This window comes from Streptomyces luteosporeus, from assembly GCF_039532865.1.
GTDB lineage: Bacteria > Actinomycetota > Actinomycetes > Streptomycetales > Streptomycetaceae > Streptomyces > Streptomyces luteosporeus.
This window is the reverse complement of record NZ_BAAASL010000007.1, coordinates 320,694-335,826: the sequence shown is the minus strand read 5'-3', so window position 1 is coordinate 335,826 and position 15,133 is coordinate 320,694. Positions and strand designations below refer to the sequence as shown.

Annotated in this window: 14 protein-coding genes; 9 read left to right on the top strand and 5 right to left on the bottom strand. The window is 72.2% G+C overall.

From position 1 onward, the window contains the following. Nucleotides 1-106: 106 nt before the first annotated feature. Nucleotides 107-934, bottom strand: a complete 828-nt coding sequence (locus ABD361_RS11810) for a DUF3097 domain-containing protein (RefSeq protein ID WP_344434955.1) — start codon at nucleotides 932-934, stop codon at nucleotides 107-109. 43 nt (nucleotides 935-977) lie between these two features. Further along, nucleotides 978-1,736 (bottom strand): MBL fold metallo-hydrolase, encoded by a 759-nt coding sequence (locus ABD361_RS11805; RefSeq protein WP_344434954.1) that lies wholly within the window; start codon nucleotides 1,734-1,736, stop codon nucleotides 978-980. A gap of 196 nt (nucleotides 1,737-1,932) precedes the next feature. Here ABD361_RS11805 and hrcA point away from each other — a divergent pair, with 196 nt between their 5' ends. The 8 genes from hrcA to ABD361_RS11765 all read left to right on the top strand — a co-directional run bounded on the left by hrcA (nucleotide 1,933) and on the right by ABD361_RS11765 (nucleotide 12,338). Beyond that, a complete protein-coding gene (hrcA, locus tag ABD361_RS11800) occupies nucleotides 1,933-2,949 on the top strand; it encodes a heat-inducible transcriptional repressor HrcA (RefSeq protein WP_344434953.1) in 1,017 nt (338 codons plus the stop codon). Continuing rightward, nucleotides 2,950-4,086, top strand: a complete 1,137-nt coding sequence (gene dnaJ / locus ABD361_RS11795; protein WP_344434952.1) for a molecular chaperone DnaJ — start codon at nucleotides 2,950-2,952, stop codon at nucleotides 4,084-4,086. Nucleotides 4,087-4,264: 178 nt separating this feature from the next. Next, nucleotides 4,265-5,341: a nitronate monooxygenase gene (locus ABD361_RS11790; RefSeq protein WP_344434950.1), complete on the top strand. Its 1,077-nt coding sequence runs from the start codon at nucleotides 4,265-4,267 to the stop codon at nucleotides 5,339-5,341. 3 nt (nucleotides 5,342-5,344) lie between these two features. Then, entirely contained in the window at nucleotides 5,345-6,094 is a 750-nt protein-coding gene (locus tag ABD361_RS11785) for a 16S rRNA (uracil(1498)-N(3))-methyltransferase (protein WP_344434949.1), read from the top strand. 227 nt (nucleotides 6,095-6,321) lie between these two features. Continuing rightward, on the top strand, nucleotides 6,322-7,071 hold the full coding sequence (locus ABD361_RS11780) for a helix-turn-helix transcriptional regulator (protein ID WP_344434947.1): 750 nt from the start codon (nucleotides 6,322-6,324) through the stop codon (nucleotides 7,069-7,071). Nucleotides 7,072-7,147: 76 nt separating this feature from the next. Then, nucleotides 7,148-7,546 carry a hypothetical protein gene (locus ABD361_RS11775; protein WP_344434972.1) on the top strand — a complete coding sequence of 133 codons (399 nt, stop codon included), beginning with the start codon at nucleotides 7,148-7,150 and terminating at the stop codon, nucleotides 7,544-7,546. After that, the gene (locus tag ABD361_RS11770; protein ID WP_344434946.1) at nucleotides 7,543-11,862 is read left to right on the top strand and encodes a DUF6531 domain-containing protein; all 4,320 of its coding nucleotides are present in this window, start codon (nucleotides 7,543-7,545) and stop codon (nucleotides 11,860-11,862) included. Before ABD361_RS11775 ends, ABD361_RS11770 begins: the two co-directional genes overlap by 4 nt. Continuing rightward, entirely contained in the window at nucleotides 11,859-12,338 is a 480-nt protein-coding gene (locus tag ABD361_RS11765; RefSeq protein ID WP_344434945.1) for a barstar family protein, read from the top strand. Before ABD361_RS11770 ends, ABD361_RS11765 begins: the two co-directional genes overlap by 4 nt. Nucleotides 12,339-12,366: 28 nt before the next feature. On the opposite strand, the gene ABD361_RS11760 is transcribed toward ABD361_RS11765, so the two are convergent. Further along, nucleotides 12,367-12,507, bottom strand: a complete 141-nt coding sequence (locus tag ABD361_RS11760) for a DUF6126 family protein (RefSeq protein WP_344434944.1) — start codon at nucleotides 12,505-12,507, stop codon at nucleotides 12,367-12,369. A gap of 12 nt (nucleotides 12,508-12,519) precedes the next feature. Beyond that, the gene (locus ABD361_RS11755; protein WP_344434943.1) at nucleotides 12,520-13,455 is read right to left on the bottom strand and encodes an oxidoreductase; all 936 of its coding nucleotides are present in this window, start codon (nucleotides 13,453-13,455) and stop codon (nucleotides 12,520-12,522) included. 84 nt (nucleotides 13,456-13,539) lie between these two features. Here ABD361_RS11755 and ABD361_RS11750 point away from each other — a divergent pair, with 84 nt between their 5' ends. Next, nucleotides 13,540-14,145, top strand: coding sequence for an acyl-CoA-like ligand-binding transcription factor (locus tag ABD361_RS11750; protein WP_344434942.1), 606 nt, complete (start codon nucleotides 13,540-13,542; stop codon nucleotides 14,143-14,145). Nucleotides 14,146-14,157: 12 nt separating this feature from the next. On the opposite strand, the gene ABD361_RS11745 is transcribed toward ABD361_RS11750, so the two are convergent. After that, the gene (locus ABD361_RS11745) at nucleotides 14,158-15,120 is read right to left on the bottom strand and encodes a beta-ketoacyl-ACP synthase III (protein WP_344434940.1); all 963 of its coding nucleotides are present in this window, start codon (nucleotides 15,118-15,120) and stop codon (nucleotides 14,158-14,160) included. Nucleotides 15,121-15,133: the final 13 nt, after the last annotated feature.

The following is a 15,133-nucleotide window of genomic DNA, read 5'->3' as shown; positions in this document are numbered from 1 at the left end:
GCCGGACGGGCCATTCAGCCCGTCCGGCGTTTGAGGACCGGGGTCCGGGGCGGAGCCCCGGGAAACGGTGAAAGGGCGGGGCTGGGGATCGGCCCGCCGCAGGCGGCTACCCGCCCACCGTCACGAAGTCGATCAGCTCCTCCACCCGCCCGAGCAGTGCCGGCTCCAGGTCCTTGTACGACCGCACCGACCCCAGGATCCGCTGCCACGCAGCCCCCGTGTTCTCCGCCCACCCCAGCGCCCGGCACACGCCCGTCTTCCAGTCCTCCCCGCGCGGCACCCGCGGCCATCCGGCGATCCCCACCGACGCCGGCTTCACCGCCTCCCACACGTCGATGTACGGATGGCCGACGATCAGGACGTTCTCGTCCGCGACCGACGCCGCGATCCGTGATTCCTTCGTGCCCGGCACCAGGTGGTCCACCAGCACGCCCAGGCGCGCGTCGGGCCCGGGGCCGAAGGAGCGGACGACGTCGGGCAGGTCGTCGATGCCCTCCAGGTACTCCACGACCACGCCCTCGATGCGCAGGTCGTCGCCCCAGACCCGTTCGACGAGTTCCGCGTCGTGCCGGCCCTCGACGTAGATGCGCCCGGCGCGTGCGACGCGCGCCCGGGCGCCGGGGACGGCGAGGGAGCCGGATGCGGTGCGGGCGGGCGCGGCCGGGGCCGCGGCAGCGGGGCGTACGAGCGTGACGACGCGCCCCTCCAGCAGGAAGCCGCGCGGTTCCATGGGAAAGGCCCGGCACTTGCCGAAGCGGTCCTCCAGCGTGACCACGGGCCCCTGCGCTGTCGTCTCGCACCGCACCACCGCCCCGCAGAACCCGGTGGTGACCTCCTCGACCACCAGGTCCGTCTCGGCCGGCACCTCCGGTACGGGCACCTTCCGCTTCCACGGCGGGGTCAGGTCGGCCGGTCCGTACTCTCTGCTGCGCATGGCCGCAATTGTGGATCACGAAGCGCAGATCGGGCAGCGGGGATCAGGCGGCGGAGAAGCGGTCCCGCAACTCGTCCCGTTGCCGCCGTACGAAGCCCGCGTCCACCACGGCCCCGTGCCCCGGCACGTACACCGCGTCCTCGCCGCCCAGGGCCAGCAGCCGGTCCAGGGCCGCGGGCCAGGCGTGGGGGAGGGCGTCGGCGCCCGCCTGCGGTTCGCCGGACTCCTCGACGAGGTCGCCGCAGAAGACCACGTCGGGGGCGTCCGTGCCCCCGGGCACCAGCACCGCCAGGTCGTGGGCGGTGTGGCCGGGCCCGATGTTGACCAGCAGCGCCCGGCGTCCGCCGCCGAGGTCGAGGGCCACCTGTCCGGAGACGCCGTGGCCGGGGAGCACGAGCAGTTCCACGGCCTCGGCCGCGAGGTCCGGCTGCATGCCGTGCAGCACCGCGTCGTGCCGCAGTTCCTTGCGTTCGCGGCCGAGGAGTTCTCCGGCGCCCACGGCCGCGTACACCTGGACGCCGGAGAAGGCCGCCGTGCCCAGGACGTGGTCGAAGTGCGGGTGGGTCAGTGCGATGTGCGTCACGGGCAGGCCGCCGAAGATCTCCTGCAGTTCGTGCCGGATCTCCACGCCCTCGTGCAGCGAGGAACCGGTGTCCACGACGAGCACCCCGTCGCTGCCGGCGACCGCGCCGGCGGTCGCGTCCCAGCCCGGCAGCCTGCGGCGTACGACACCCGGCGCGAGGCGCTCCCAGCGCGCTCCGGCCCCGCCCCCCACCGCGCCCGCGTTCCCGTGAGTTTCCATACGGCGACGCTAGCGGCTGACCGATAGCGTTGCCCGTCCGGAGGCAAGGGGCGCGGACGGCCCTTGCCCCGGTCGTGGGGCCCGGCCGTACACTTGCCTACGGGATCTGGCACTCGTGACCATTGAGTGCCAAGGGCGGAAGGGCCCGGCGGATCCCCGTACGACGGTAGGACCACTGACCCTGGAGGTGCGCGCGATGCTGAGCGAACGCAGGCTCGAGGTGTTGCGCGCCATCGTCCAGGACTACGTGGGCACCGAGGAGCCGGTCGGCTCCAAGGCACTGACCGAGCGGCACAAGCTGGGGGTCTCCCCGGCCACCGTGCGCAACGACATGGCCGCGCTGGAGGACGAGGGCTTCATCGCCCAGCCGCACACCAGCGCCGGCCGCATCCCCACCGACAAGGGCTACCGCCTCTTCGTCGACAGGCTGGCCGAGGTCAAGCCCCTGTCGACGCCCGAGCGCCGCGCCATCCAGAACTTCCTGGACGGTGCCGTCGACCTGGACGACGTGGTGGCGCGCACGGTGCGGCTGCTGGCACAGCTGACCCGGCAGGTCGCCGTGGTGCAGTACCCCTCGCTGAGCCGTTCGACCGTGCGGCACGTGGAGCTGCTCGCGCTGGCCCCGGCCCGCATCATGCTGGTGCTGATCACCAACACCGGCCGGGTCGAGCAGCGCATGATCGACTGCCCCGCGCCCGTCGGCGAGACCGCGCTGGCGGACCTGCGGGCCCGGCTCAACAGCCGGGTCGTCGGGCGGCGCTTCAAGGACGTGCCGCCGCTCGTGCAGGACCTGCCCGATTCCTTCGACCAGGAGGACCGAGGAACCGTTTCGACGGTCCTCGCGACCCTGCTGGAGACACTGGTCGAGGAGACCGAGGAGCGGCTGATGATCGGCGGTACCGCCAATCTCACTCGTTTCGGTCATGATTTCCCGCTGACGATCCGGCCCGTGCTGGAGGCGTTGGAGGAGCAGGTCGTACTGCTCAAGCTGCTCGGTGAGACCAAGGACACGGAGATGACCGTGCGCATCGGTCATGAGAATGCCCACGAAGGGCTGAACTCCACATCGGTGGTCGCCGTCGGCTACGGTTCGGGCGACGAGGCCGTCGCCAAACTCGGCGTGGTCGGACCGACCCGCATGGACTACCCCGGAACGATGGGAGCGGTACGCGCAGTGGCACGTTACGTCGGACAGATCCTGGCGGAGTCGTAAGTGGCCACGGACTACTACGCGGTCCTGGGCGTACGGCGCGACGCCTCGCAGGACGAGATCAAGAAGGCCTTCCGCCGTCTCGCGCGCGAGCTGCACCCGGACGTCAATCCGGATCCCAAGACGCAGGAGCGGTTCAAGGAGATCAACGCCGCCTACGAGGTGCTCTCCGACCCGCAGAAGAAGCAGGTCTACGACCTCGGCGGCGACCCGCTCTCCTCCTCGGGCGGCGCCGGCGCCGGCGCCGGCTTCGGCGCGGGCTTCGGCAACTTCTCCGACATCATGGACGCCTTCTTCGGCCAGGCCTCGCAGCGCGGACCGCGCTCGCGCACCCGCCGCGGCCAGGACGCCATGATCCGCCTGGAGGTCAGCCTCACCGAGGCCGCCTTCGGCACCACCAAGGAGATCCAGGTCGACACCGCCGTCGTCTGCACCACCTGCAGCGGCGAGGGCGCGGCCCCCGGCACCTCCGCCCAGACCTGTGACATGTGCCGCGGCCGCGGCGAGGTCTCGCAGGTCACCCGGTCCTTCCTGGGCCAGGTCATGACCTCCCGCCCCTGCCCGCAGTGCCAGGGCTTCGGCACGGTCGTGCCCACCCCGTGCCCGGAGTGCGCCGGCGACGGCCGCGTCCGCTCGCGCCGCACGCTGACCGTGAAGATCCCGGCCGGTGTCGACAACGGCACCCGCATCCAGCTCGCCGGCGAGGGCGAGGTCGGCCCCGGCGGCGGCCCGGCCGGCGACCTGTACGTGGAGATCCACGAGACCCGCCACCCGGTCTTCCAGCGCCGCGGCGACGACCTGCACTGCACGGTCACCATCCCCATGACGGCGGCCGCACTGGGCACGAAGGTGCCGCTGGAGACGCTCGACGGCGTCGAGGAGATCGACATCCGCCCGGGCACCCAGTCCGGCCAGTCGATCCCGCTGCACGGCCGTGGTGTCACCCACCTGCGCGGCGGCGGCCGGGGCGACCTGATCGTCCACGTCGAGGTCACCACCCCGACCAAGCTCGACCCGCAGCAGGAGGACCTCCTGCGCCAGCTGGCCAAGATCCGCGGCGAGGAGCGCCCGACGGGCGAGTTCAAGCCGGGGCAGCAGGGGCTGTTCTCGCGTCTGAAGGACGCGTTCAACGGGCGGTAGGCGCACGGCCGGGGGTCCGGGGGTTGTCCCCCGGGTGGGCACAGCAAGCCGGGGCAGCAGGGGCTGTTCTCGCGCTTGAAGGACGCGTTCAACGGGCGGTAGCCCGTAGCTGATGCGCTGCGAGGGGCCGCCCTGTGGGCGGCCCCTCCAGTACGTCGGGCTGTGACACGATGAGGTCATGCCCTCGTCGACCGGAGTGACCGCACTGTTCGAGCAGCTCGCGCATCCGATCGTGCAGGCCCCCATGGCGGGCGGGGCCTCCACCCCCGCCCTCGCCGCGGCCGTCTGCGACGCCGGTGGCCTCGGCTTTCTCGCCGCCGGCTACAAGAGCCCGGGCGCCCTCCGCGAGGAGATCCGGCAGGTGCGCGCCCTGACCTCCCGCCCCTTCGGGGTGAACCTCTTCCTGCCGCAGCCGCCCGCCGCCGATCCCGGCGCCGTGGCCGCGTACGCGCGCCGCATCGCACCCGAGGCCGCCGCGTACGGCGTGGCGCTCGGCGATGCGCACCAGGCGACCGACGACGGGTACGACGCCAAGTTCGCCGCCCTCCTCGACGATCCCGTCGCCGTCGTCTCGTTCACTTTCGGGTGCCCCTCCCGTACGGCGGTGGACGCCCTCGCCGCGGTCGGTACGGCGACCGTCGTCACCGTCACCTCGGCCGCCGAGGCGCGTGCCGCACACCGCGCCGGCGCGGACGCGGTGTGCGTCCAGGGCGTCGAGGCCGGCGGTCATCAGGGCACCCACCACGACGACGTGCGCGCGGACCGCCCCGGTGCCGGCACCGGGCTGCTCGCCCTGCTCGCCGAGGTCCGGGAGAGCGTGCCGCTGCCCGTCATCGCCGCCGGTGGCCTGATGCGCGGCGGCCAGATTGCCGCCGTCCTGGCCGCGGGGGCGTGCGCCGCGCAGCTCGGTACGGCGTTCCTGCCGTGCCCCGAGTCGGGGGCGCACCCGGTGCACAAGAGCGCGCTGACGGATCCGGCGTTCCCCGGCACCGAGTTGACCCGGGCGTTCTCGGGCCGTCCCGCCCGGGGTCTGGTGAACCGTTTCCTTCGGGAGCACGGCCCGGCCGCTCCCGCCGCGTACCCGCAGGTCCACCACCTGACCTCCCCCCTGCGCAGGGCGGCGGCCGCCGCCGGCGACGCCGGGGCCCTGAACCTGTGGGCCGGCCAGGGTCACCGCCTGGCGCGCACCCTGCCGGCGGCGGAGCTGGTCGCCGTGCTGGCCGCGGAACTGAGAGCAACACGAGAGAGCGAGTAGGTCATGACAGCGCCGGTCTTCCTGGTCGAGGAGGACGCCCTGACGGGCGTCTTCCCCGGCACCGTCTTCCCGCTGGACGGCCCCGAGGGCCGCCACGCGGTCTCGGTGCGCCGGCTGCGCGTGGGCGAGGAGATCGTCCTGACGGACGGTCAGGGCAACGGCGTGCACGGCACCGTGGCCGCCGTCGAGGGCAAGGACCACCTCGACGTCGCCGTCACCTCCGTACGCTCCGAACCGGAGCCGCAGCCGCGCATCACGGTCGTCCAGGCCCTCCCCAAGGGCGACCGGGGCGAACTCGCCGTGGAGACCATGACCGAGACCGGCGTCGACGCGGTCGTCCCCTGGGCGGCCTCCCGCTGCGTCACCCAGTGGAAGGGCGAGCGCGGCCTGAAGTCGCTCGGCAAGTGGCGGGCCACCGCCCGCGAGGCCGGCAAGCAGTCCCGCCGCCTGCGCTTCCCCGACGTCGCCGACCTGATGACGACGCGCCAGGTGGCCGAGCTGCTGGCCGGGGCCGCGTTCGCGGCCGTCCTGCACGAGGAGGGCAGCACGGCGCTGGCCACCGCCGACCTGCCGCAGACCGGCGACATCGTCCTGGTCGTCGGGCCCGAGGGCGGCGTCTCGCCTGAGGAGCTCGACGCCTTCGCCGCCGCGGGCGCCCACCCGTACCGCCTCGGCCCGAGCGTCCTGCGCACCTCCACGGCCGGCACCGCGGCGGCGGCCCTGCTGCTGGGCCGCACGGGGCGCTGGGCCTGAGCGTGGGCATCGCCATGGGACGTTCTTCCCATGGCCGTGCCCACCGGCCCATGGCATCGTCTTTCCCGGCAAGGGCTTGTGCCGGCACCGTCCACGGGGGAAACGGGGGATCCGGCGCCGGCACGGCCCCGGTCGTCCTTCCCCGGCCCTGACCAAGCCGGTTTGAGGTGACCTCTCGGGCCCCCGTAGCATGCAGTGCGCGGGGGCCGAGGGAGAAGACACCGGCCATGCCACGACTGCACGCCCGCGACTACGAGCACATGCTCGACCTCGTCGCCGCCGTACTGGAACACCCCGAGCCCGACCGGCTGGGCCACCTGATCGCCGATCACCTGCGGGAATCGCTCGGCTGTGGCACGGTGACGTTCTCCGGCATCGACCCCGCCACCGGCGCCGCCCGCGCCGAGGGCTGGGCCCCCGAGGCCATGGGCCGCCACGTCGAGGACATGGTCCAGCGCCGCATCCTGCAGCAGCACCCCCTCATCCAGTACCTCGCGGCGGGCGAGAGACGCCCGGTGGTCGTCGGTGACCTGTGCGACGGCTGGCGCCACTCCCCGTGGTACTCCGAGGCCCGCCGCGACTACGGCACCACCCAGCAACTGGGCATCCCCATGGCCACCGAGACCGCCCCCGTGCGCGCGATCGTGGTCGCCCGCGACGGCGACTTCACCGACCACGACCTCGCCTTCGTCACCCGCGTCCACCCCCTCCTCGTCACGGCCGACCGCCACACCCGGGAACTCCGCCGCCTGCGCGCGAAGACCCCCCTCCCGGTCCCCGACCACGGCCTGACCCCCCGCGAACTGACCGTCCTCGGGCTGCTGGCCGAGGACCTCACGGCCGCCGCCATCGCCCGCCGCCTCTCCCTGTCCCCCCACACGGTCAAACGCCACCTGGAGAAGATCTACCGCAAGCTCGGCACCAACAACCGCCTCTCGACGGTCCTCCTGGCCAAGGAGGCGGGCCTGGTCACCTGACGGGCCGTGATCGGTCTGACGGGCCGTGATCGATGTTGTCCGAACCAATCTCTAAGCTGGGTGGTTCTTGACCACTCTGGGAGAGCCGGGCGCGCTCGGCGGGGGAGGCACGGCCGTGAGCGACGCCGGCAACGGCAAGGTCCTGGACATCAAGACCGCCGACATCAAGGCCGCGGCGCCCGTCTTCCACGAACAGGGCCGGAAGCTCAGCGAGGCGCTCACCAAGCTGATCGGCACGCTCGACGACCTCGGCGAGCCCTGGGGCAAGGACGAGGCGGTCCAGCAGTTCGCCACGGAATACCCCCGCCGGCAGAAGGACATCGAGAAGGCGACCGGCACCCTGGTGCTGGGCCTGGTCAGCATCCACGAGGCCCTGGTCGACATGGCCGACGGACATGTCGACAACGACGCGCTCGTCGCCGGGATGTTCACCAAGGCGAAGCCGGGCGACGCCGGGACGAAGGGCGGCCGGTGAGCGCCGCCGAGGAGGCCAGGGCGGTCCTGGAGAAGCTCGGCCTCCACTGGCCCGACGGGGACCCGGGAAAGCTGCGCAAGGCGGCGGCCGCCTGGAAGGAGTTCGCAGGAGCCGTCGAGGGCGTCCGCGGAGCGACCAACAACACCGCCCAGGCACTCATCCGCAACAACCAGGGCGAGGGCATCGAGGCGTTCCGCGTCTTCTGGGGCCGCTACACGGGTGGTGGCTCGGGCTCGGGCGGCAAGGGCTGGCTCGACGACGTCGCCGCCTCCGCACACGGCATGGCCGATGCCCTGGAAGAGCTCGCCCGTGCCATCGACGACGCCGTCGACAAGCTCTGGAAGAAGATCGGCATCGAGGCCGGCGTCATCCTCGCGGGCGTCGGCCTGGGTTTCCTGACGTTCGGGCTCAGCACCGCCGCCTCGGCGGCGGGCGCCACGGCGGTCATCGAACTGGGTGCGACGGTGGGCATCGCCATCTCCGCCACCGTCGCCGAGGTCGTCGCCACCACGCTCGTCCTGGCCGCCTTCAGCGGGGTGGAGGCCGTCACCGTCGACCTGGCGGTCGCCCAGCCCGCGAAGATCGCCGCCGGTCTGCAGCACGGTTTCAGCCTGGACGAGATCAATGCCGCGGCGACGGACGGCATGATCTACGGCGGTGCCTTCGGAGGCGCGTTCCACGGGGCCGGCGTGCTGGCCCGCAACGCCGAGCTGGCCGGCGGGTACCGCAACCTCCTCAAGGGCGTCCGCCCCGGCCTGGTCGAGCTGCCGCCCGCCGCCCGCCCCACCGCCGAGATCCCCTGCGCCAAGGATCCGATCGACGTCGCCACCGGCACGATGCTGTTGCCGCAGACGGACCTGCGGCTGCCGGGCGCCCTGCCCCTGACCGTCGAGCGCACCCACCTGTCGTCCTACCGCTCCGGCGGCTGGTTCGGACCGACGTGGGCCTCGACGTTCGACGAGCGCGTCCAACTGGACGCCGAGGGCGTCGTGTACGCCGCCGCGGACGGCATGCGCCTGGTCTACCCGGTGCCCCGGCCGGGGGAGCCGGTCCTGCCCGTGAAGGGCCCGCGATGGCCGCTGCAGTGGGACGGCCGACCGGACGGGACACTGACCGTCACCGATCCCTACGAGGGAGTCGTCCGCACCTTCGGAGCACCCGCCCCCACCGACACCCCCGGTGCCGTCCAGCTCCCGCTCGAAAGCCTTCACGACCGCAACGGCACGCGCATCGACATCGAGCGCACCGAACTCGGCGTCCCCACCGCACTGCGGCACTCCGGCGGGGCCTACGTGGCCGTCGACACCGAAGGACCACGTATCACGGCACTGCGTCTGCTGGACGAAGCACCGTCGCCGTACGAGCACCCGCACGCCCCCGGCCGCGGCACGCTGCTGATGCGCTACGGCTACGACGCGTCGGGCAACCTGACCGAGGTCACCAACTCCAGCGGCAAACCGCTGCACTTCACCTACGACACCGAAGGCCGAATAACCTCCTGGACCGACCGCAACGGCACCTCGTACAGCTACACCTACGACGCCCGCGGTCGCGTCATACGCACCGAGGGAAGCGACGGCTTCCTCTCCGGCACCTTCGCCTACGACGACACCACGCGCACGACCACCGAGGCCGACTCCCTCGGCCACCTGCGCACCTACCGCCACAACACCGACGGGCAGGTCGTCGAGGAGACCGACCAGCTCGGCAACACCACCCGCACCGCATGGGACCCAAGGGGCGACCGCCGCCTCGCCGTGACCGACCCGCTGGGCCGCACCACCCGCTACACCTACGACGACGCCGGCAACCTCAGCCGCGTGACGCTGCCCGACGGCACGGCGGCCCACGCCACGTACGACGCCGACCTGTGCCGCCCGCTGCAGGTCACCGAGCCGGGCGGCGCCACCTGGCGGCACGCCTACGACGAGCGCGGCAACCTCCTGGCCACCACCGACCCCCTGGGGGCGGTCAGACGCTACGCGTACGACGACGCCGGCCACCTGACCGCGGTCACCGACGCCCTCGGGCACACCACCACGGTCCTGTGCGACGGAGCGGGCCTGCCGCTCGTCGTCACCGACCCCCTCGGCCACGCCACGACCGTCCGCCGGGACGCCTTCGGCCGAGTGGTCGAGGCGGTCGACCCGCTCGGCCGCGTCACCCGCATGTCCTGGACGACCGAGGGAAAGCCCAGCCGCCGCGACCTCCCGGACGGCACCTGCGAGTCGTGGACGTGGGACGGCGAAGGCAACCTCCTCACCCACACCGACCCTGCCGGCAACACCACCACCCACACCAGCACCCACTTCGACCTGCCCGCCTCCCGCACGGAGCCGGACGGGACGACGTACTCCTTCGCCCACGACACCGAGCTGCGGCTCGTCGCCGTGACCGACCCGCAGGGCCTGACATGGTCCTACGACTACGACGACGCGGGCCGCCTGGCGGCCGAAACCGACTTCGACGGACGCCGCATCACGTACGTCCACGACGCGGCCGGGCAACTGCTGGCCCGGACGAACGGCGCGGGCGAAACGCTGCATTTCGAGCGCGACGCGCTGGGCCGCGTCATCGAGCAGCGCTCCGGCACCGGCGGGACGACGACGTACACCTACGACGCGGCAGGCCGACTGGCCCGCACGGCCGGCGCCGATGCCGAAGTCGTCCACGAACGGGACGCCCTCGGCCGGCTGCTGTCGGAAACCGTCAACGGACGGACGACCCGGTGGTCGTACGACGCCGAAGGACACTGCACGAAGCGCACGACCGCCTCCGGACTGACCACGGAATGGACGTACGACCCCGCCGGGCGGCCCACGGCCCTGCGGAACGACGCCGGCACCCTGACCTTCACCTACGACGCGGCCGGCCGCGAGACCGCCCGCGGCCTCGGTGACGACACCGCCCTGCTCACCCAGGCCTGGGACGCCGCCGACCGCATCACCGGACAGAGCGTGACCGCCGGGGCACCCGGCGCCCAGCGCCTCCTCCAGCACCGGTCCTACGCCTACCGGGCGGACGGCCACATCCAGGAGATCCGCGACCTCACCTCCGGCACACGCCGCTTCGACCTCACGGCCACGGGCCGGGTCACCGGCGTACGGGCCCACGGCTGGACGGAGACGTACGCCTACGACACCGCCGGCAACCTCACCCACGTCACCGCCCCCGCCCACGAGGCCCCCGGCCGCCACGAGGTGGACGGCACCCTCCTGCGCCGCGCGGGCCGCACCACGTACGAACACGACGCCCAGGGCCGCCTGGTCCGCAAGACCCGCAAGCTCCTCAACGGCCGGACGCGGACGTGGACGTACACCTGGGACGCGGAAGACCACCTCACGGAAGCCGTGACGCCGGACGGCGAACGCTGGACGTACACCTACGACCCGCTCGGCCGCCGCCTCTGCAAGCGCCGCGCATCGGACGGCGCCGAAACACTCTTCACGTGGGACGGCACGCGCCTGGCGGAACAAACGGCACCCGACGGTGCCGTCACCACCTGGGACCACGCCCCCGGCACCCACCGCCCGGTGGCCCAGACCCACCACCGCCCGCTGACCCGGGTGCAGGGCCGGTCCCTGATCACGGACTACGCCGCCGAGGCACCGGCGCCCCGCTTCCACGCGGTGATCACCGACCCGGTCGGCACCCCCACGGAGCTCGTCACCCCGGACGGCACCCTGGCCTGGCACCACCGCACCACCCTCTGGGGCACCCCCCTCCCCGCCCCACCGCAACCCCCCGACGGCGCAGACTGCCCCCTCCGCTTCCCGGGCCAGTACGCGGACGCGGAAACGGGCCTGCACTACAACTACTTCCGCTACTACGACCCGGAGACGGCGCGCTATGTGTCGCCGGACCCGCTGGGGCTGGAGCCGGCGCCGCATCCTTATGCTTACGTTGTCTCTCCACAGGCGTGGGTTGACCCCTTGGGGCTGGCCCCCTGTAAGGCAGGGGATGTACTAGGTGATACGTCCAGGCTGGAGGGGTGGATTCCGACAGACGTGCCAAAGGAGTCAAGGGCAGTCCTGAGAGATATTCGGGAATCAGGCGTGGAGGCTCAGGGGGCGGGTCCCCAACGCATGGGGCCCTCAATGCCTCAGCCTTTTCGCAACACCGGAAAGGGCGGGGCGTACAAGCTTCCGGAGTACGACAGTGCGGGGAAGCCCATCGAGTATCTCGAGTGGGGAACCGTGCAGTCGGCCGATAATCCGAAGTGGGGCGGCGAGCGTATCGTGACCGGCTCGGACGGATCTGCCTACTATACGCCAACTCATTATCAGAGCTACATAGTCATGGAACCTGGCAGATGAATCTTCCTGAGACTGACTTCTGGTCCGTTTCCGGTCCGCGGTTGCACGTACTTGCCGAGGAGGCAACCGGATCGGTGGCGAGAATCGTCCCGCCGCCCGGGGTCGCAGTCGTCGCACACATGGACGGTGCAAATATGGCGGATGCGGATGGGGTGTTCGAGCAGTTTTGGAGAGAGCTGAGGTTTCCGGATTACTTCGGGTGGAACTGGCCGGCCCTACTTGATTGCCTGCGTGACCTCCAGTGGCTTCCGGCCGATCGGTACCTTGTCGTCATCAGGAACCCTGGTCGGCTGCTTTCGTCCGCTCCGGAAGAGCGGGAGGTTTTTTTGCAGACCTTGATGTGGGCGTCCGACGCATGGGCGAGCCCGCACGGTAAGCCCGGGGGGACAGGAATTCCCTTCAACGTCTTGCTGTTCTGCGGCGACGCCGAGTTGGACGGTATTCGGCACGAGGTGCGGAGAATTCAGGAGAACTGAACGGATGCCGGGCACGGGCGCGCCGCGGCTACTTGTTCGCGTGGTCGCCCAGGAAGAACAGCAGCCAGATGAAGCCCGCCAGGGCGTGCGTGATGAAGACGTAGACGAGCACGCGCAGGGCTATCTGGCGTTCTGCGCGCTTCTCGGAGTCCTGGGCGGCGGGTGACATAGGAGGGCAAGGTTACCTGGTTGCCGGGAGGGCGAAGTGGACGCCGGTGAGGTTTTCCGACAGGTCCCACAGGCGGCGGCCCGTCTCCGGGTCGGTCGCGGTCGGTGACAGGGGTACGCGTCTCGGGTTGCCGCGGAGTTCTCCTGCGCCGTCGGGGCCGATGAAGTCGCCGCCCGTCGCGTCGGGGGCCGTGGCGGCGTACAGCTGGGGGAGTGCGCCCTGGTCGGGGCGCTGGGCCAGCAGGGGGTTGCCGATGCGGCCGAGCAGTACGCGCAGGGCGGCGGTCGACGCGCGCATCTGGAGGGCCGTCGCCGTGTAGCCGGGGTGGGCGAGCAGGCTGCGCACCGGGCTGCCGGTCCCGGTCAGGCGCCGGTGGAGCTCGTGGCCGAAGACGGCGTTGGCGAGCTTCGACTGGTTGTAGGAGCCCATGGGGGAGTACGAGCGCTCGCCGTGGACGTCCTCGAAGTCGATGCGGGCCTTGCGGTGGTTGACCGAGCTCACGGTGACCACGCGCGGGTCGTTCCCGGCCGAGAGCAGGTCCAGTAGGAGGCCCGTGAGCGCGAAGTGGCCCAGGTGATTGCAGGCGAACTGCAGCTCGTGGCCCTGGGGGCTCAGGATGCGGGGTGGCGCCATGATGCCGGCGTTGTTGATCAGCACATCCACCCGCGCGTGCTCGGCGTGCAGCCGGTCGGCGAAGGCGCGGACCGAGTCGAGGTCGGCGAGGTCGACGTGGCGTACGTCGAGCCGGGCGCCGGGCAGCTCGGCGGCCACGTGGCGGCCCTTCGTCTCGTCGCGTACGGCGAGGATCACGTGCCCGCCGCGGCGGGCCAGCGCCCTGGTGGTGGCCAGGCCCAGCCCGCTGGTGGCGCCGGTGACGACGAAGGTGCGGCCGGTCTGGTCCGGGATGTGGTCGGCGGTCCACCGATGCTTCTGCTGCTTCTGCGTCATGAGGCACACACTGCCCTTCGTGGCACAGAGTGTCAACCATGCCTAGCAGTGCCGTCCGCTGCATGGTGGCGGTACCCTGTCCCCGTGAGCCCCCGCCCCGAAACCAGCCTGGCCGAGCGCAAACGTCAGCTCGTCGCCGACGAACTGACCAGTGCAGCGCTGCAGTTGCTGGCACAGAAGGGGTACGACGCAGTCACCATCGACGAGATCGCCGCCGTCGCCGGCGTCTCCCGGCGGACGTTCTTCCGGTACTTCGCGTCCAAGGAGGACGTCGTCGTCCGGTTCCTCGCGGACATGGGCACCGGCATGCGCGCCGCCCTCGCGGACCGCCCCGCCGGCGAGCCCGTATCCGTCGCGCTGCGCCACGCCGTCTCGGGACCCCTCGCCGCCTGCGGCGACCACGCCGACAGCGCACGCGGCGTCGTCCGGCTGATCCTGGGCACCCCTGCCCTGCATGCCCGCTTCCTGGAGCGCCAGGCGCAGTGGCGCGACGACCTGACGGCGGAGCTGGCGGCCCGCGTCGGGGCGGATCCCGACGCGGACCTGTATCCGCAGATGGCCGCCGGCATGGCGCTCACCGCCTTCAACACCGTCCTGCAGCGGTGGAGCGGCAGCGACGATGCCGCCGTGGACCCGGCCGGGCTGCTCGACCGGGCCTTCGCGCTCGTCGCGCCCGCGTTGGACGCGTAGGAGCAGTGGCCTTCAGGGGCAGGTGACGACCTGTCCGGCCCAGGACATTCCGCCGCCGAAGGCGAGCAGCAGGACCGGTGCTCCCGAGGGGAGTTCGGCGCGCTCGGTGAGCTTGGAGAGGGCGAGCGGGACGGACGCGGCGGACGTGTTGCCGGATTCGGTGACGTCCCGGGCGATCACCACGTCCTCCGGGAGGCCGAGCCGGCGTATGACGGCGTCGATGATGCGCAGGTTGGCCTGGTGGGTGACGATGCCGGCGAGGTCGGCCGGGCGCAGGCCGGCGCGTGCGCAGGCCTCCTCGGCAATGGCGGGGAGCTCGCCGGTGGCCCAGCGGAAGACGGTCTGGCCCTCCTGGGCGAAGTGCGGATGCCACTCGCCGACCAGGCGCACGGCATCGCCGCGCGTGGGGTCCGAGCCCCAGACGACCGGACCGATTCCGCCGCCCCCTCCCTCCTGCGCGCCGAGTACGGCGGCGCCCGCGCCGTCCCCGAGCAGGACGCAGGTGCGCCGGTCGGTCCAGTCGGTGACGTCGGACATCTTCTCCGCGCCGATGACCAGGGCGTGCCGGGCCGCGCCCGCGCGGAGGGCGTGGTCGGCGCAGGCGAGGGCGGTGCAGAAGCCCGCGCAGCCGTTGTTGAGGTCGAAGGCGACGGGGGAGGGCAGGCCCAGGCGGGCGGCGACCTGGGCGGCGATGGAGGGGCAGCGGTCGATCGCCGTGCAGGTGGCCACGGTGACCAGTCCGATGTCGGCGGGTTCCAGGCCGGAGGCGGCCAGGGCCTTGCCGGCGGCGGCAGTGGCCATGTCGGTGACCGATTCGCCGGGGGCGGCGATGCGGCGCGTGGCGATCCCGGTGCGGCGGCGGATCCACTCGTCGCTGGTGTCGACCATGGTGGCCAGGTCGTCGTTGGTCATGACGCGTGCCGGCTGGTAGTGGCCCAGGGCGGTGATACGGCTTCCCGGGAGGGCTGAACGCATGGTCGGGGTCTCC